The sequence below is a fragment of the Salmonella sp. K21076 genome (assembly GCF_039650795.1).
GTDB classification, from domain to species: domain Bacteria; phylum Pseudomonadota; class Gammaproteobacteria; order Enterobacterales; family Enterobacteriaceae; genus Salmonella; species Salmonella enterica.
The window spans coordinates 132,543-150,824 of record NZ_JBCLYA010000006.1 but is presented as its reverse complement, the minus strand read 5'-3'; the positions used below and the strand labels follow the sequence as shown (position 1 = coordinate 150,824).

Here is an 18,282-nt window from a genome sequence, read left to right as displayed (position 1 = left end):
TTTGTTCGAAATTATTGAACAACACAAAAAAAGCCCCAATGTGGTACTCTATACCTATCATTTAAAACGATTTTAAACAGGCAGAATGCTGCCCAAGAGCTTTATGACTGAACAATCTACGTTGACGCTTCAGGTGTTACAGCAGCGGCTGGATGCACTGATGCTGCGCGACAAACAGCGCTTTTCGCGCCGCCTGCATGGCGTAAAGAAAGTAAAAAATCCTGATGCGCAACAGGCCATTTTCCAGACGATGGCGAAAGAAATTGAACAGGCTGCGACGCAGGTCGCTCTCCGCGAAGCGGCGCGCCCCTCAATCACTTATCCGCAAAATCTGCCTGTTAGCCAGAAGAAACAGGACATTCTGGAAGCGGTCCGCGATCATCAGGTGGTGATCGTGGCAGGGGAAACCGGTTCCGGTAAAACCACCCAGTTGCCGAAAATTTGTATGGAACTGGGACGCGGAATTAAAGGACTTATTGGACATACTCAACCGCGTCGTCTGGCGGCGCGCACCGTCGCTAACCGCATTGCCGAAGAGTTGCAAACGGAGCCTGGCGGCTGCATCGGCTATAAAGTTCGTTTCAGCGATCATGTCAGTAGCAACACCATGGTCAAACTGATGACGGACGGTATCCTGCTGGCGGAAATCCAGCAGGACAGGCTATTGATGCAGTACGACACCATCATTATTGATGAAGCGCATGAACGCAGCCTGAATATTGACTTCTTGCTCGGCTATCTGAAAGAGCTTCTGCCGCGTCGCCCCGATCTGAAAGTGATTATTACCTCTGCGACCATCGACCCGGAACGCTTCTCGCGCCACTTTAATAACGCGCCGATTATCGAAGTCTCTGGCCGAACGTATCCCGTAGAAGTTCGTTATCGCCCCATCGTGGAAGAGGCTGACGACACTGAACGCGATCAGCTACAGGCAATTTTCGACGCTGTTGATGAACTGGGGCGTGAAAGTCCTGGCGATATCCTGATTTTTATGAGCGGAGAGCGGGAAATCCGCGATACCGCCGATGCCCTGAACAAGCTGAACTTACGGCATACCGAAGTGTTGCCGCTGTATGCACGCTTGTCGAACAGCGAACAGAACCGCGTTTTCCAGTCGCACAGCGGACGCCGTATCGTGCTGGCGACTAACGTGGCGGAAACCTCGCTGACGGTGCCGGGTATCAAATATGTGATCGATCCTGGCACTGCGCGCATCAGCCGCTACAGCTACCGCACTAAAGTGCAGCGCCTGCCGATTGAACCGATCTCACAGGCTTCCGCCAATCAGCGTAAAGGGCGTTGCGGACGCGTATCGGAAGGGATCTGCATTCGTCTGTATTCGGAAGATGACTTTTTGTCACGCCCGGAATTTACCGACCCGGAAATTCTACGTACCAACCTGGCGTCGGTTATTTTGCAGATGACCGCCCTGGGACTGGGTGACATAGCCGCCTTCCCGTTTGTCGAAGCGCCGGATAAGCGCAATATTCAGGATGGCGTGCGTTTGTTGGAAGAGCTGGGGGCGATTACCGCCGACGAACAGCAAACGGCATATAAGCTGACGCCGCTGGGCCGACAATTATCCCAGTTGCCGGTCGACCCGCGCCTGGCGCGTATGGTTCTGGAAGCGCAAAAACATGGCTGTGTGCGCGAAGCGATGATCATTACTTCCGCACTCTCTATTCAGGATCCGCGCGAGCGCCCAGTGGATAAGCAGCAGGCTTCCGATGAGAAACACCGGCGTTTCCATGATAAGGAATCCGATTTTCTGGCGTTTGTTAACCTGTGGAATTACCTCGGCGAGCAACAAAAGGCCCTGTCGTCGAATCAATTCCGCCGTCTGTGTCGCACCGACTATCTGAACTATTTACGCGTGCGTGAGTGGCAGGATATCTATACCCAACTGCGTCAGGTGGTAAAAGAACTGGGGATTCCGGTAAACAGCGAACCCGCAGAATACCGGGAAATTCACGTTGCGTTGTTAACGGGGCTGTTGTCGCATATCGGGATGAAAGATGCCGATAAACAAGAGTACACCGGCGCGCGTAACGCCCGATTCTCTATTTTCCCCGGATCCGGTTTATTCAAAAAACCGCCGAAATGGACAATGGTCGCCGAGCTGGTGGAAACCAGCCGTTTGTGGGGGCGCATCGCTGCCCGCATTGAGCCAGAATGGGTGGAACCGGTAGCCCAGCACCTGATTAAACGTTCATATAGCGAACCGCACTGGGAGCGGGCGCAAGGCGCGGTGATGGCGACGGAAAAGGTTACTGTCTACGGTCTGCCGATTGTCGCCGCGCGCAAGGTGAATTATAGCCAGATTGACCCGGCGTTGTGTCGCGAGTTGTTTATCCGCCATGCGCTGGTGGAGGGGGACTGGCAAACCCGTCACGCCTTCTTCCGTGAGAATCTAAAATTGCGTGCGGAAGTCGAGGAACTTGAGCACAAATCTCGCCGCCGCGATATCCTGGTGGATGACGATACCCTGTTTGAGTTTTATGACCAGCGTATTAGCCATGACGTTATTTCCGCCCGCCACTTTGATAGTTGGTGGAAAAAAATCAGCCGCGAGACGCCGGATCTGCTCAACTTTGAAAAAAGTATGCTGATTAAAGAAGGCGCGGAAAAAATCAGCAAACTGGATTACCCGAATTTCTGGCACCAGGGCAATCTCAAGCTGCGTTTGAGCTATCAGTTTGAACCGGGCGCGGATGCTGACGGCGTGACCGTCCATATTCCGTTGCCGCTACTTAACCAGGTTGACGAGAGCGGTTTTGAATGGCAGATCCCAGGGCTGCGCCGTGAATTAGTGATTGCGCTGATTAAATCGTTGCCAAAACCGGTACGTCGCAACTTTGTTCCGGCGCCAAACTATGCTGAAGCGTTTTTAGGTCGCGTAACGCCGCTGGAGCTGCCGCTGCTGGACGCTCTGGAGCGTGAACTGCGCCGGATGACCGGCGTCACGGTCGATCGGGAAGACTGGCATTGGGATCAGGTGCCCGAGCATCTGAAAATCACGTTTCGCGTGGTGAATGACAAAAACAAGAAACTGCAGGAAGGGCGTTCGCTCGCCGAGCTTAAAAATGCGCTGAAAGGCAAAGTGCAGGAGACGCTCTCGGCGGTAGCGGATGACGGCATCGAGCAGAGCGGGCTGCATATCTGGAGTTTCGGCGAGCTGCCGGAAAGCTACGAACAGAAACGCGGTAATTATAAAGTGAAGGCGTGGCCGGCGTTAGTGGATGAGCGTGACAGCGTCGCTATCAAATTGTTTGATAATCCGCTGGAACAACAACAGGCGATGTGGTGCGGTTTACGCCGTCTGCTGTTGCTCAATATTCCTTCACCGATTAAGTATCTGCATGAGAAATTGCCGAATAAAGCCAAGCTGGGGCTGTACTTTAACCCGTACGGCAAAGTACTGGAGTTGATTGATGACTGTATCGCCTGCGGGGTAGATAAGCTGATAGATGCCAACGGCGGGCCGGTGTGGAGCGAAGCAGGTTTCACCGCGCTGCACGAAAAGGTACGCGCCGAGCTGAATGATACTGTGGTGGATATCGCGAAGCAGGTTGAGCGGATCCTGACGACCGTATTCAATATCAATAAGCGTCTGAAAGGGCGGGTGGATATGAGCATGGCGTTGGGGCTTTCCGATATCAAGGCGCAGATGAGCGGTCTGGTATACCGTGGTTTTGTGACTGGCAACGGCTTTAAACGTCTCGGCGATACGCTGCGTTATCTGCAGGCAATTGAAAAGCGGCTGGAGAAACTGGCTGTCGATCCGCACCGCGATCGGGAGCAAATGCTGAAAGTCGAAAGCGTCCAGCAGGCGTGGCAACAATGGATAAATAAATTGCCTCCAGCGCGTCGCGAAGATGATGATGTTAAAGAGATCCGTTGGATGATTGAAGAACTGCGTGTCAGTTATTTCGCCCAACAGCTCGGTACGCCTTATCCTATTTCCGATAAGCGTATTTTACAGGCCATGGATCAGATTACGGCCTAAAAAGCCAGGCGACGATATCTTTCAAAGAGATCCGGTACAAGTTCGGAACAAAAAGGAGGAATTATGAATACAACGCCATTTCCGGCGCTCTCTGCGGAAACATTGCTGGCGGTGAATACCGTCGGACAGTGGCTGGCGCAAAATGATTTTTCCGGCGAACAACCTTATTCGTCGGATTGCGTCGTCCTGGCGGGCAATGCGGTGATCCCCACTATCGACGCGGCCTGTCGCATCGCCAAAGCGCAAGGCGTTCCTTTACTGATTAGCGGCGGTATAGGTCATTCGACGCCGTTTTTGTACGCCGTGATTGCCCGGCATCCGCGCTACCATACTATTCGCACAACCGGACGCGCTGAAGCCGCTATCCTCGCGGATATCGCGAACCAGTTCTGGCATATTCCGGCTGAGAAAATTTGGCTGGAAGATCGGTCAACTAATTGCGGCGAAAATGCCCGTTTCTCCTGCGCACTGATCCGTCAGGCGAAAGAAAACATTAACACGGCTATCGTTGTGCAAGACCCCACCATGCAGCGGCGCACTATCGCGGCGTTTCGGCGCGTGACAAACGACGACACCGATGCGCCGCGCTGGCTGAGTTTTCCTGGTTTTGTTCCGGTACTGCGCCACCTTAACGGCGGTACACGTTTTGCCAACGTTGAAGAGGGCATCTGGACGGTGGAGCGTTATCTGTCTCTGATTGCCGGCGAGCTGCCACGTTTGCGTGACGATGAAACAGGGTATGGACCGCGTGGTAAAGATTTTATCATTCACGTTGATATCCCACGCGATATTGAAAAGGCATGGCAGGTATTGCAGGCAGATACGACGCTGCGCAGTGCGTTAGAACAGAGAGCTTTACGCTAAAAATCGCCCGTTTGCGAGGGTGAACGGGCAAGTGCGACCACCATTTCATAAATTTGATGAATTATTTATAAAAGCTGGTTATGTTGTCGCTTTACGGTTTTCATTCAGGACGCGCTATGGGCAATAAGTATTCCGGCCTGCAAATTGGTATTCACTGGTTAGTCTTTTTTCTGGTTATTGTGGCTTACGCCGCGATGGAGCTACGCGGTTTTGCGCCGCGTAGTTATCGGCCCTAGTTTAATATGACGCATGTTTCATGTGGTATCACTATTTTGCTTTTAATGGTGGCGCGCTTGATTATTCGGCTGAAATATCCCACGCCGCCCATTGTTCCTCGTCCAAAACCGATGATGACCGGAATGGCGCATTTAGGACATCTGGTGATTTACCTGTTATTTATCGTGCTGCCTGTTATTGGTCTGGTCATGATGTATAACCGCGGCAATCCCTGGTTCGCATTTGGCATTACTATGCCGCATGCCGCCGAAGCTAACTTTGAACGCGTAGATATGCTGAAATCCTGGCACGTCACGCTGGCGAATCTGGGCTATTTTGTTATTGGACTTCATGCCATCGCTGCTTTGATGCATCACTATTTCTGGAAAGACAATACGCTGTTACGGATGATGCCGCGTAAGCGTAACTGACCGTCCTGTATGACGTTTGCTACAGGCGGGGTTAACTGCTTTAGGCAAACAAGGCATCTATCAGAGGGGATGGCGTATTCCATACAGAAAACGCCTGCGTCTAACCAGGACCCGTGACGCAGGCGAAGGAGGACGGGTCTACATCGGAAGCGGGTATTATACTTATTTGTATGACAAATAAAATAAACAATTACTATTCCGTAATCCAATGTTTAATCAACGGGTTAAACCCACATGATCGCGCTGCCGACCGCCCGGAAGTGCCTACACCTACAATGAACGTGGCATAGTGGCGGAAAATAGCGCAACGGCGCCATGTTGCTCCAAAGTCACCTTAGCGAAATGTTCGTCCAACACGCTGCGTAACGTATCGGCTGAATCATTGGTATTACTGAATATTCCTTTCTTGTTATAAACAGCCATTAATTTCTTACCAAAAGCATTGTGAGGAACCTCTTTGCCCAGAATCGTGGCGCCAAAAAGTGTGCCGCCGGGTTTTAGCGCCATACCGGCATTTTTAATTGCCTTCGCTTTTGTTGTCATCTCACCGGGTAAGCAGTGCAGAAGATAGTACATCGAAACGGAATCGAAGCGCCCGTGCCAGTCCGCCGGGAACGTGTCGAAAACATCGTGTTGTAGTGTGGCGCGGATTTTCGTATTACCCACTCGGCTGGCGGCTATTTTCAGGCTATCCGGATTTAAATCCATCAGCGAAATGGCATGAGTCGCAGGTGCATGTTTCAGGTAATAACCTGTACCTACGCCAATATCCAGGTGAGTCTCGCCCATGTGATGCAGGAAGAAAGGAAGTAGTCGCGTATCAGTAGGACACTTCCAGGCATATTTGTTTGAGATATTGAGTACCCACCAGTCATATAAGCTAAGCGTGAATGGGTTATAGACTTTTGCGCCTGATTGTTGTGTATGCTTCATTGTTCTCTCATTAAATAATTTCGCGCTGGAATTAAAACAACGAAGTAATCGTTAGGCAAGCATTAATCAGGTGAGTGAGTAATTTAATGCGATGAATAAAGGCGATATTATTAATTAAACGGCTATCTTAAAGAATATAGAGGATAATAATAGCTGATAAATGAATTGGACAGTCATATTATTATAAGCTGATAATTAATAATCGTTAATATAAATATATTAAGCCTTATGATAATAGCAATGCAATTAAATGCATGAGGAACAATATTTATTCATACACATAAAGCGATTATTGCACATTAATTGATATTTTAAATGTTACGCTGAGATAGCCATCTTTATTTAATATCACCTACCTGGAGGCGATATGATTGAGGTTTTTGAAGCGTTTGGCTGGACCTTACTTTTAGGCGGTCTGGCAGTGGCAGTACTGTTTATCACTGCACTGGATAGAAAACGGTAATCATTGCATTTGACGCGCCTGTTGAGTTGGTATTACAAATAATTGTACCTGAAATCTACCACTTCTGAATTTTGCGATATTTTGCCATTCTGACGGCAAGGGGTAATCCTGACTGAAGTTACCGCCGCTTACCAACCAGACACGATGGTAACTTTTTGAAAGCGTTGTCAGAGTATCAATATATGTCTGATCGGCTTGCGCATAAAACAGTGAACCAAAGCCATAGGCATTCGGTCTTCCTGATGTTCCGTGTGCGTTAGGTGGTGTATAAAGAAACGTACGATAATCTCGCTTATTATAATACACATAACTTAAATAATCGAACATTTTACTGACTACCACGGCATCATTAGGCTGGTGACGGGTATTAATATAGTTTACCAGTGGTTTAAACTCGTCTATGTGCTCAGGGTTATTATGATATGAACCATAGCCGAATAATAAGGTGAATAAGATAAACCAGAAGCCACAAACCGCTTTTTTTGCGCGGGTAAGTAATACCGCGAGCAGGGGAGGAATGCTCAGCGATGAGAAGAAGAAATAACGATCGATAAATAACGGCATCCACCAGGAAATGATGAAGACCAGCATTACAGGGATGACCAGATTACAAAATAATATCAGCTGATATCTTTCATATTCTCCGTTGTATAAAGATATTCGCCCCACAGTACCGATAAAACCTCCCACAGCCAGCCACAGAATGAACGACGGAAAACCCTGTCCGTTGTTTCCGGTAAAAAAATGCCAGTACATCGCAGGCAGGTCACGCCATGTTACGGGGGGAATCCAACCGATATCATTACCGGCTCTCAACTGCGCCAGATGAGTCAGTAAATTAAACAATACGGGCAACCAGGGGAGATAAGCGACAGCAATCGCCAGGTTAGCAAACCACCAGCCAGGAAGTTTAAGGTAGCAGGCCGTTTTATGGCTTTGGCAGGATAATATTGTTACTGCGATCCAGTGGGCAATAAGTGTAAATAGGGTGAAATAATGGGTGTAAAAGCTGAACGTCATAAGTAAAGCATACGCGACAAGATAGCGATTATGGGTGGGTGTTTTTATCCACATCATCAATGCTAACGCGGCAGCGAGCGTTAGCATTCCCATTAACGCGTACATGCGCGTTTCTTGACTGTAATGAACTGCCATCGGCATCAGGGCGGCGAACCATCCCGCCAATAAGGCTGTACGTTCATTTGCCAGCCATCGCGTAAGCGCGATAACCAGCACAACTGTCAGGATCCCAAAGAGTAGACTGAGAGAGCGTACCGCTGCAATGCTATCACCCAATAATATGATCCAGTCATGCAGTAACAGATAATAAAGCGGGGGATGCACGTCAAAAGCGGCATGGAAGAGCAGATTATCTACGCTATGTCGACTAATCAGCACGCTGGACGCTTCGTCACACCAAAGGTAGCGGTCAGTTAAAAACAGCAACCGTATAAGGACGGAGAATATAACAATGAGACAAACATGATATTTATACTTTATTTTTCTTAACCCATCGCCGGGCTGCCATATGGATAGTTGTGGTAGCGCCATAATATCCTCAATGGAGTAAGACTTAGACCAGAATGGACACCTAACGCAATAATGAAGGTTAAAATCTTAACCAACACTAAATAAAAATAACTTTGATAATGTCAGCGGTGAATTAATCAGAATAGTGCAGTACAACTCAGTAATCCTGACCGTAATGGCGAAGCAGTCTATGCTCTAAAAACCGGGTCAAACCGACAATAAAGGTAACGCCAATAAGGTACACTATGGCGGCAAAAAGGTAAGCATGGAAGAATTTAAAGCTGGTTGCAGCAACCTCCTGAATTCGCGCGAAAAACTCAGTATATTGGATAAGAAAAACGATGGTGCTGTCTTTAAGGTTATTAATCACCTGATTCGTTAAGGCTGGAATGGAAGACAGCAATACCTGAGGCAGTATAATCCACAAAAAGACCTGCCGTTTGTTCAACCCCTGAACGACTGCTGCCTCCGTTTCATACTTATTCAATGCGTTATAGGCCGTTGTCATGTACGCGGCATTATATGCGCCGACATTCAAGGTAAAACCTGTAACCGCCACGGTAAAAGAGGACAGGTGAATGCCAGATTGAGGTAAACCATAATAGATAACAAACAGAATAAGAATGAGTGGCGTACCGATAAAGAAATCCATGTACAGTCGAGTTATGGCTTTTACCACGGGGCGATGGCTCAGGCTCAGAAAGAAAATAATAATTCCCCACAAAAAACCGGTGATGGAAACAATCAGCGCAAGTTTACAGGTTTCTTTAATACCGTCCACAACAAGTGGCAGTTGTTCAGTCAGGTCATTAAAGAAAAGAGACCAGCCAGCGATCATCGTTGTGCCTCGCTAAAAAAACAGTGGATATCTGGATCCGTTTCTCGTAAGGCAAGATCGGTAAAAGCGCCTTCTGCACGAATCTTGCCATGATTAAGAAACGTTACGTTATCGCTTAGTAATCTGGCGAGGCGAATATCATGAGTGACGCATAATATAGTGACGCCATTGTCGTGAAGTTGCTTGATCAACATTCCGACTTCACGAGTCATGAGCGGATCAAGCGCAGACGTCGGCTCATCAAAAATAATGAGTTCTGGGTCGGTGACCATTGTACGGGCCAGGGCGACGCGCTGTTGCTGGCCACCCGATAATTGCGAAGGGTATTTCGCGCTATGCGAGACCATATCAAGTTTTTGTAGCTCATGTAAGGCTTTCTCCCGGGCTAGTTGTCCCGGCATCCCAAACACTTTACATAGGGCAAGGGTAATATTATCCATGACGTTAAGATGGCGATACAATGCGTAATTCTGGAAGACACAACCAACTTTTTTTCTGAACTCAAGAATAGTAAATTCTTTGTCGTAAATATTTTCCCCGTGAAAATAAATATCGCCATAATCAGGTTCTTCTAATCGAAGCAGACAGCGTAAAAGCGTCGTTTTTCCACAACCCGATGGCCCCATGACTACTTTCATGTCTCCCGATTGAATTTTCAAACTAACCGCATCAAGAACCTTTTTTCCTGAATATTCCTTACTTATCTCTTTTAGTTCCAGTAAAGCCATGAGTATCACCTCTATTTTTATGTTTCAACTGATGCGATATTTTTTCTCAAACACTCCGGCCAGAAGAGTAAATGCTTTATAAATAATGAAATATAATACCCCGGCAAGGGTATAGATCTGTAACCCGTTCAGCGTGATGGCTGTCAGTGACATTGCCTGCTTCGTTATTTCAGCGATGCCTACAGTATAAGCAAAGGGCGTCGCTTTTAATACAGAAGAAAACTCATTGATAATACCGGGCACAGAAAATCGCAACATCTGTGGCAGTTCAATATTTATTATAACCTGTAATTGACGCATTCCTGCTACTTTCGCTACCGTTATTTCGAATGGCTCAACTAATTTAAGCGCCCCTCTGAACACCTCGGCAAGATAACTCCCGCTGATTAAGCCGACGCTGAGGTTCATGGCCACCAGAGGTGAAACATATATGCCAATCGATGGCAATCCAAAATAAACAAGAAAAACAGCAATAAGTATTGGAATTCCCCGAAGAATAAAGACCAGTACGTCGAGTATCTTCTGTAGTGGAAGGGGGGATAGTCGCCGTAATACGGCGACTGTAAGCCCGGTCAAAAACGCTGAGAGAAAACAGGTAAAGGTTACAAGCAGCGTATTACCAATCCCTTCCAATAGGAAATAAAAGATAGCCAGCATATTACCTGATGACATAGCTTACTATTTCATCCAGTTATCAACGATGCCAGATATTTTTTGTGGCCCTTGCTCTTTAAGCCATAAGTTAAAATCATCGCGCACGGGAGAGCCTTTCTTAAAGGCAATGCCAAGCTGATCAACATTCTTGAAAACATAACGACTTTCTATCGGCATTTTTTTCTTATTTTTGAAGGTAAAGTAAACCGGCTCTTCTATAAAAGCCAGATCAAGATTACCATTTTTTAGATCAGTCATCGTCTCGTTATAGGTTGGATATAATTTTACTTTACTTAACGAGTAGTATCCTTTGGGCTCCAGATCGTTTTTGATAAGGTCGGAGTAAGCCATTCCTCGAGGGTATCCAATAGAATATTGATTTAATTCATTGAGGTTATTGAGCGTTATTTTATGATTGGCCATACTGACCAGATAAAAAGAGTTGATGTAATAAGGTTCAGAAAAATCAATAACTTTCTTACGTTTATCTGTGATTGAAATTCCCGAAAATGCTACATCAGCCTGACCACTCGCCACTGCGCCAAGCATTCCATCCCAGGCATATTCGGTGATGTTTAGCTTACAATGCCGTGACTGACAGTAAGACGAAAAAAGCTCCAGATCTATCCCCTGCAATTTGCCATCAGCACTTTTAAATAACATAGGGGGAGAGGCCGGTGATACTGCGACATTGAGTGTTCTCCCTTCAACGATGCTATCAGCAAAAGCTGAAGACGACATTATTCCCAACACTATCATCGATAAGCCAATTTTTTTGGATAACATGCTATCTATTTCCTGTGGTAAGGTAATACGTATTATAAATTAAGCATTAGAGCGTGAACCTGACATTTGCAGGCGTAAAGTACTTAACGTTATGTATTCCATCGCTGTTAACTAATTTAATCAGGAGGTTTGACAGGAATCATCAAAGGGAATGGATTGAATATACCATGAGATATCAACTGGATATGAGTGCAGCGACCCAATGAAAGGTGAAAATGTAAAGATACCATAGACATTAGTATACTGGACATAGTTTATGCTCCATTTACGCATACATATTTACATGATAAGCAGATAAATGCTTCAGTGACGGTGTATTTAATGTCTCTAAGTATCATCTTACCACTCTATCCAGGGCCAATATAAAGACTTATCTTTGCTTGTCAAATACATTTTCTGAGCTAAATTGATTTGCGTGCTATCTATATTTGCAAGCATATAAATTATTTATCCTATGAACAAACGACAACAAATCAGGAGTTCTGACGATGTTGTTATGTTTATCAAAACGTTAACTTGTTTTAATCGATAATAATCTTAATTCAGAAATATCTTAATATATGCGGTTGTCGGGATAAAATTCTCAAATTAACATCGTACATCTTATGTAATAAACATAAATACGATAAATAAATCCAAAACTGAGACTGCCAACCGGATAACAAACAGCAATAAAGAGGGCTCTCCATTAAGTTATCCTGGCAATGGTTAAGGTGGTAACATTTTTGGTGGCTTTACCCATTTTAATCGTGTTCACAACACGTTAATTACCTTATGATTACCATGGTAATTAAAAATGAATCCTCGATGACTCGATGACTCGTTGGCTGAATGAAAAGAAAATTCTGCATCACATAGGCGCATGTATCGCGTATAATGGGCTCCGATGTCCCTAATCATTGCTATGACATAATAATATGTATCTTAACCGCTTTTGTTATTTACTCCTGATCTCTGCTGCGGTCGGAAGCATTTTTACATCGTATCCCGTCGCGATGTGGTTCCTGCTCGCCAATGTGCTAACGCTGGCGATCTACGGTGTAGATAAAACGGCGGCACGTAAAACCTGGCGCAGAGTGCCGGAATCCACTTTGTTGGTGTTTGGGGTTGTCGGTGGGTGGCCTGGTGCGATTGTTGGTCAACAACTTTTCCGTCATAAAACGCAAAAGCAGCCATTCAAAACATACTTTATCGCCAGTGTGATAGTGAGTATTGTAGTTACGGTGGCGATCTATCGACTCTATCCATTTTTGTCCTACTGAACATAGAGTATGGATCACTTATTGACCAACCGGCAGCAAAGACAACCTCATATTTTCATGTCACCGGCACTATGATATTGAGCGGTGTTTTGCTCAAGGCGTACCGCAGCCGATGGAACATTATTCAGTGGAATAATGATGAGCTATAAAACTTTCTAACATTGTGGCAAAACAATGATGGACTTCCTGGGTTGGATGGACAAAGTCATTGAAGACGTATTGCGGACATATATCTAGCTGAGGGTCTTTAGCCCCGGGAACTTGCGTCGGATATTCGCCATCATGGGGATGTACCCAGTAAGTTATTACGATCTCTCTCAGGCGGGCGTGCCTGTGCACTCCACGGCATTTCGTCCCATTGACGAGGCTTCGCTCTCGCGTAATCCCTTTCGCATGTTCACTTCGCTATTACGCCTGGAGCTCATTGAAAACGCGGCATTACGCCAGCGGGCGGCGGAAATCTTATCGCAGCGTGATATTTTTACATCGCGCTGCCGACAATTGCTGGATGAGTACGACGAGCAGGGCGGTTTTAGTGCTGCTCAGGCCGAAGAGTTCGTCCGTGAAACGCTGGAGACTTTTCGCTGGCATCGTCAGGCTACCGTTGATGAAGAAACGTACCGCAGCCTGCATCGTGAGCATCGTTTAATTGCCGACGTGGTCTGTTTTCCGGGATGCCACATTAACCATCTGACGCCGCGTACTCTGGATATCGACCGGGTACAGGCCATGATGCCGGAGTGCGGCATTACGCCTAAAATTCTTATCGAAGGTCCGCCTCGCCGCGAAGTGCCTATTCTGTTGCGGCAAACCAGTTTCAAAGCTCTGGAAGAGCAGGTGCTCTTCGTTGATGAAAAGCAGGGTACGCACACGGCGCGCTTCGGCGAAATTGAGCAACGTGGCGTCGCGCTGACGCCAAAAGGTCGTCGATTATATGACGAACTGTTGCACAAGGCGGGAACGGGTAAGGACAACTTCACGCATCAACTCCATTTGCGGGAGGTCTTTAACGCCTTTCCGGATAGCGAATTTCTGCTTCGCCTGCAGGGGCTTGCCTGGTTCCGTTATCGCTTAACGCCTTCCGGCGAGGCGCATCGTCAGGCGATCCATCCTGGCGACGATCCGCAGCCGCTTATTGAGCGCGGTTGGGTGATCGCGCAGCCGATTACCTATGAAGATTTTCTTCCGGTCAGCGCAGCCGGCATTTTTCAGTCGAATTTGGGAAATGAAACGCTGGCCAGAAGCCACGGCAATGCCAGCCGCGACGCCTTTGAACAGGCGCTGGGATGTGCTGTACGGGATGAATTTTCGTTATATCAGGAAGCGGAAGAACGCAGTAAACGCCGTTGCGGTCTGCTTTAAAAGCGGTAAGCTTCACAGGCTGTGAGGATACTGTAAAAGGAAGGCGTTATGTTGAATCCCTCCATCCCGCTGGTGGCGACGCGTCACGGTAAAATCGTGGGCGTCGTACAGGAAGAAATCCATATCTGGCGCGGTATACCTTATGCCGCGCCGCCAACAGGGGAGCTACGCTGGCGTGCGCCGCAGCCTGTTACGCCCTGGCAGGATGTGCGCCAGGCGGATTGTTTCTCCTGCGCCAGTTGGCAGGATATTACCTGGTGTCGCGAACTCGGCGGCGGCGATCCGGGAAATTTTTCCGAAGACTGTCTCTATCTGAACGTCTGGGCTCCCGCCGTGCGTCATGAACCGTTGCCGGTCATGGTCTGGCTACACGGCGGCGGTTACACCATTGGCGCGGGGAGTTTGCCGCCCTATGACGGTCAAGCGCTGGCGAAGCGCGGCGCGATCGTGGTGACGGTCAATTATCGGCTTGGCCATCTGGGCTTTTTCGCGCATCCGGCGCTGGAAGGCGAAGGGGCGGAGTGTATTCATAATTTCGCTTTACTCGATCAAATCGCTGCGCTGCGTTGGGTGCAGGACAATATTGCCGCATTTGGCGGCGATACGCAGAATGTGACGTTATTTGGCGAATCCGCCGGCGCCCGCAGCGTGCTGTCGTTGATGGCTTCGCCGTTGGCGAAGGGGCTTTTTCATAAAGCGATTATTCAGAGTGGTTATACGCTGCCGGATACGCCCCGCGAGGTGGCGCTAAAAAAAGGCGTTGCGCTGGCGGAACATCTTGGTTTAGCCCATGCCACTGCCGAACAGCTACGCGCTTTACCGGCAGAGACGTTTTGGCCGCTGGACGCGCCTTTTAAAATTGCGCCGACGCCGATTTCCGGCGACGTCGTGCTGCCGCATCCGATGCTGGAAACCTTCTTTGCGGCGAAACAGCATCCAATACCGGTGATGATCGGCTCGAATAGCGATGAAGCCAGCGTATTGGCCGTTTTTGGCGTCGATATTGCCGGTCAAATTCAAAAAATGCGCCGTGAGCGGCGTGTTGGCTTGGGGTTAATCCGGCTGCTTTATCCTGGAGTGAAAGGCGACGAAGCGCTAGGGCGGCAGGTCTGTCGGGATATGGTATTTACCACGTTGGGTTATGTCGTCATGCAAGCGCAGAAGCGGATCGGCGAACCGTGCTGGCGTTACTGGTTTGATTATGTCGCCGAGGCGGAGCATAACACCTACGCGAATAGCGCCTGTCATGGCAATGAAATACCGTATGTATTCGATACGTTAACGCGGGCTGAGCCCACATGCCATTATGTGAATGAGAATGACCTGGCCTTTGCCTCGCAGGTGGCGGATTACTGGGTGAATTTCGCTCGTCATGCCAGCCGCACGCGCGACGTGCTGCACGGCCCGGTTCGCTGGCCCGCCAGCATTCGGGGGCGAGATCGTCTGTTGCGGATTGGGCTGAACAAACTTGCCGGTTTTAAAGTGGAAAACCGCTTTATGCGTGCGCGTCTGGCGCTGTTTAAACGAGTCATGAAACATCACGTTAGTCTGGAATAAACTTTTCATAACCTGAAGAATGCTGCGTGAGGTTTACATCCGATTCGGTCGGTTCTTATCGACATAAAATATTTACGCTTTTGCACAGTTTCCAGGCGACCAACAATTGGATTATTAATGAATTTTGTCTAGAGTGAGCGGTCAGAAACGGGCACATTCTTGCTGCTGAAAAAACCAGCGCGGGACCATTCACAAGACCAGAAGGACTCATTTTCAGGTATGAATCGTAGACGATTTATTAAAGGTTCAATGGCAATGGCCGCCGTGTGCGGTTCCAGCGGTATTGCTTCACTCTTTTCTCAGGCGGCGTTTGCCGCGGAATCCGATATTGCGGATGGTAAAATTGTCCGTTTTGATTTTGCTGGTCTGCAATCAATGGCCCAGGCGTTAGCGAAAAAGCCCTGGGGTGGCGCGCCGGGACCCTTGCCGGATACGCTCGCCAATCTGACGCCGCAGGCCTATAACAGCATTCAGTATGACGCGGCGCATTCACTCTGGAACGGTGTTGCCAACCGGCAGCTCGATATTCAGTTTTTCCACGTAGGGATGGGCTTCCGTCGTCGCGTACGCATGTTTTCCGTTGATACGACGACGCATCTTGCTCGCGAGATTCATTTTCGCCCGGAACTGTTTAAATACAACGATGCCGGCGTTGATACGACGCAACTGGAAGGGCAGAGCGATCTCGGTTTCGCCGGTTTCCGTGTCTTTAAAGCGCCGGAACTGGCGCGGCGCGATGTCGTCTCCTTCCTGGGCGCCAGTTATTTCCGGGCGGTAGATGATACTTATCAGTATGGCCTGTCGGCTCGCGGGCTGGCGATAGATACCTATACTGACGGTCAGGAAGAGTTCCCTGACTTCACCGCATTCTGGTTTGACACCGCGAAGCCGGGCGATACTACGTTTACCGTTTACGCTCTGCTGGACAGCGCCAGCGTGACGGGCGCGTATAAGTTTGTGATCCATTGCGAAAAAACGCAGGTGATCATGGATGTAGAAAACCATCTCTACGCCCGTAAAGATATAAAGCAACTTGGCATTGCGCCGATGACCAGTATGTTTAGCTGTGGGAATAATGAACGCCGGGTATGCGACACCATTCATCCGCAAATTCACGATTCCGATCGGCTGGCGATGTGGCGGGGTAACGGCGAGTGGATTTGCCGCCCGCTGAATAATCCTCAGAAATTACAGTTCAACGCATATATGGACGATAACCCAAAAGGGTTCGGCCTGCTGCAACTCGATCGCGATTTCTCGCATTATCAGGATGTCATGGGCTGGTACAACAAACGTCCGAGCCTGTGGGTGGAGCCGCGCAGTAAGTGGGGGAAAGGCGCGGTTAGCCTGATGGAGATCCCAACCACTGGCGAAACTCTGGATAATGTGGTCTGTTTCTGGCAGCCGGAAAAAGCGATCAAAGCCGGGGATACGCTGGCGTTTAATTATCGTTTGTACTGGAGCGCGCAGCCGCCGGTACAATCGCCGCTTGCGCGGGTCATGGCGACCCGTACAGGGATGGGCGGCTTTCCCGAAGGCTGGGCGCCGGGCGAACATTACCCGGATAAATGGGCACGCCGTTTTGCTATTGATTTTGTCGGCGGCGATCTGAAAGCGGCCGCGCCAAAAGGCATTGAGCCGGTAATTACGCTCTCCAGCGGTGAGGCGAAGCAGGTTGAGATCCTCTACGTAGAGCCTTTCGACGGTTATCGTATCCAGTTTGACTGGTATCCGACCTCGGATTCTACGGCACCGGTGGATATGCGTATGTTCCTGCGCTGCCAGGGGGAGGCTATCAGCGAAACCTGGCTGTATCAGTATTTCCCGCCCGCGCCGGATAAGCGCCGTTATGTCGACGATCGTATCATGCGTTAGTCAGTTTGCCTTCTGTACCGCCACAAAGGCGGTACAGGTTGCGGAAATTGCCATGACATAAACCCATTCGTGAGCCGCTGTTTTTGTGACACGGCCTTTTCATCGTTCTATTTTTGCAACAGTCCTTCCTGTTTATCCCTCTCGATCCTGCGGACAGGGGACATTAAGATAGCTTCACCTTATTTAAGATATAAAGTGAATATAATGAAAAAGAGTTTTCTTGGTGCTCTCCTGTCTCTGGGTTTATTAAGTGCTGCTCATGCAGATGTATATAAATTTGATAATACGCATACCAATGCGGTATTTAATATCGATCGTTTCCAGACCTCAACCAATCATGGCGGGTTTTATGCTATTAGCGGCGAACTGAAATATCAGCCGGAAAAGCAAGTCGCAGAGATGCGTGTGACGATTCCCGTGAGCGCCTTAAATACCGGGGTGGATGCGTTTGATAACCATATTCGCAGTAGCGATATTTTGGATGCGGAAAAATATCCAGAAATAGTATTTAAATCGACAAAATGGCATTTTGAAGATAATAAACCAGTTTCTATTGACGGTTTGTTAACAATGAAGGGAGTAACTAAGCCCGTCACCTTAACCACCACCAAGTTTGGCTGTTATATGAGCCCGATATTCAAGGCGCAGGTTTGCGGTGGTGATTTTGTCACGCAAATAGATCGCACCCAGTGGGGTGTAGATTATCTGGTCGATATGGGGATGACGAAAGTTGTCGATATAAAAATCCAGGCAGAAGCGGTTAAGCAATAAAAGGAA

Annotated in this window: 12 protein-coding genes and 3 pseudogenes; 8 read left to right on the top strand and 7 right to left on the bottom strand. The window is 48.3% G+C overall.

The window, feature by feature from the left end:
- Positions 1-103 precede the first annotated feature (103 nt).
- The 3 genes and pseudogenes from hrpA (at position 104) to cybB (ending at position 5,517) form a co-directional block, all read left to right on the top strand.
- The gene (gene hrpA, locus AAYN39_RS02610) at positions 104-4,006 is read left to right on the top strand and encodes an ATP-dependent RNA helicase HrpA (protein ID WP_001785213.1); all 3,903 of its coding nucleotides are present in this window, start codon (positions 104-106) and stop codon (positions 4,004-4,006) included.
- Positions 4,007-4,069: 63 nt separating this feature from the next.
- On the top strand, positions 4,070-4,870 hold the full coding sequence (locus AAYN39_RS02605; protein WP_001098505.1) for a YdcF family protein: 801 nt from the start codon (positions 4,070-4,072) through the stop codon (positions 4,868-4,870).
- A gap of 116 nt (positions 4,871-4,986) precedes the next feature.
- Positions 4,987-5,517, top strand: a pseudogene (gene cybB, locus AAYN39_RS02600) (cytochrome b561).
- A 270-nt stretch (positions 5,518-5,787) separates the two neighbouring features.
- Here cybB and AAYN39_RS02595 read toward each other — a convergent pair.
- The 6 genes from AAYN39_RS02595 to AAYN39_RS02570 form a co-directional block, all read right to left on the bottom strand.
- Positions 5,788-6,450, bottom strand: coding sequence for a class I SAM-dependent methyltransferase (locus tag AAYN39_RS02595; RefSeq protein ID WP_000683309.1), 663 nt, complete (start codon positions 6,448-6,450; stop codon positions 5,788-5,790).
- Positions 6,451-6,913: 463 nt separating this feature from the next.
- Positions 6,914-8,464: a glycosyltransferase family 39 protein gene (locus tag AAYN39_RS02590; protein ID WP_001764195.1), complete on the bottom strand. Its 1,551-nt coding sequence runs from the start codon at positions 8,462-8,464 to the stop codon at positions 6,914-6,916.
- Between the two features lie 136 nt (positions 8,465-8,600).
- Positions 8,601-9,281: an amino acid ABC transporter permease gene (locus AAYN39_RS02585; RefSeq protein ID WP_000560165.1), complete on the bottom strand. Its 681-nt coding sequence runs from the start codon at positions 9,279-9,281 to the stop codon at positions 8,601-8,603.
- The gene (locus AAYN39_RS02580; RefSeq protein WP_001185897.1) at positions 9,278-10,009 is read right to left on the bottom strand and encodes an amino acid ABC transporter ATP-binding protein; all 732 of its coding nucleotides are present in this window, start codon (positions 10,007-10,009) and stop codon (positions 9,278-9,280) included. The genes AAYN39_RS02585 and AAYN39_RS02580 overlap by 4 nt, the downstream gene beginning before the upstream one ends.
- Before the next feature lie 24 nt (positions 10,010-10,033).
- On the bottom strand, positions 10,034-10,681 hold the full coding sequence (locus AAYN39_RS02575; RefSeq protein ID WP_000094452.1) for an amino acid ABC transporter permease: 648 nt from the start codon (positions 10,679-10,681) through the stop codon (positions 10,034-10,036).
- Between the two features lie 6 nt (positions 10,682-10,687).
- Entirely contained in the window at positions 10,688-11,449 is a 762-nt protein-coding gene (locus AAYN39_RS02570; RefSeq protein ID WP_000949382.1) for a transporter substrate-binding domain-containing protein, read from the bottom strand.
- A gap of 917 nt (positions 11,450-12,366) precedes the next feature.
- On the opposite strand from AAYN39_RS02570, the gene AAYN39_RS02565 reads away from it, so the two are divergent.
- Positions 12,367-12,711: a DUF1294 domain-containing protein gene (locus AAYN39_RS02565; protein ID WP_000281194.1), complete on the top strand. Its 345-nt coding sequence runs from the start codon at positions 12,367-12,369 to the stop codon at positions 12,709-12,711.
- A gap of 120 nt (positions 12,712-12,831) precedes the next feature.
- Here the strand turns inward: AAYN39_RS02565 and AAYN39_RS02560 are convergent.
- Positions 12,832-12,972 (bottom strand): annotated as a pseudogene (locus AAYN39_RS02560) (pathogenicity island 2 effector protein SseJ); the annotation flags it as partial.
- Between AAYN39_RS02560 and AAYN39_RS02555 the strand changes: the two are divergent.
- The 4 genes and pseudogenes from AAYN39_RS02555 to AAYN39_RS02540 all read left to right on the top strand — a co-directional run.
- Positions 12,973-14,073 (top strand): annotated as a pseudogene (locus tag AAYN39_RS02555) (VOC family protein); the annotation flags it as partial.
- A 48-nt stretch (positions 14,074-14,121) separates the two neighbouring features.
- The gene (locus AAYN39_RS02550) at positions 14,122-15,630 is read left to right on the top strand and encodes a carboxylesterase/lipase family protein (RefSeq protein ID WP_000933982.1); all 1,509 of its coding nucleotides are present in this window, start codon (positions 14,122-14,124) and stop codon (positions 15,628-15,630) included.
- A 219-nt stretch (positions 15,631-15,849) separates the two neighbouring features.
- Positions 15,850-17,505 carry a glucan biosynthesis protein gene (locus tag AAYN39_RS02545; RefSeq protein WP_001081955.1) on the top strand — a complete coding sequence of 552 codons (1,656 nt, stop codon included), beginning with the start codon at positions 15,850-15,852 and terminating at the stop codon, positions 17,503-17,505.
- 195 nt (positions 17,506-17,700) lie between these two features.
- Positions 17,701-18,276, top strand: coding sequence for a YceI family protein (locus AAYN39_RS02540; RefSeq protein WP_001024312.1), 576 nt, complete (start codon positions 17,701-17,703; stop codon positions 18,274-18,276).
- The last annotated feature ends 6 nt before the right edge of the window (positions 18,277-18,282 follow it).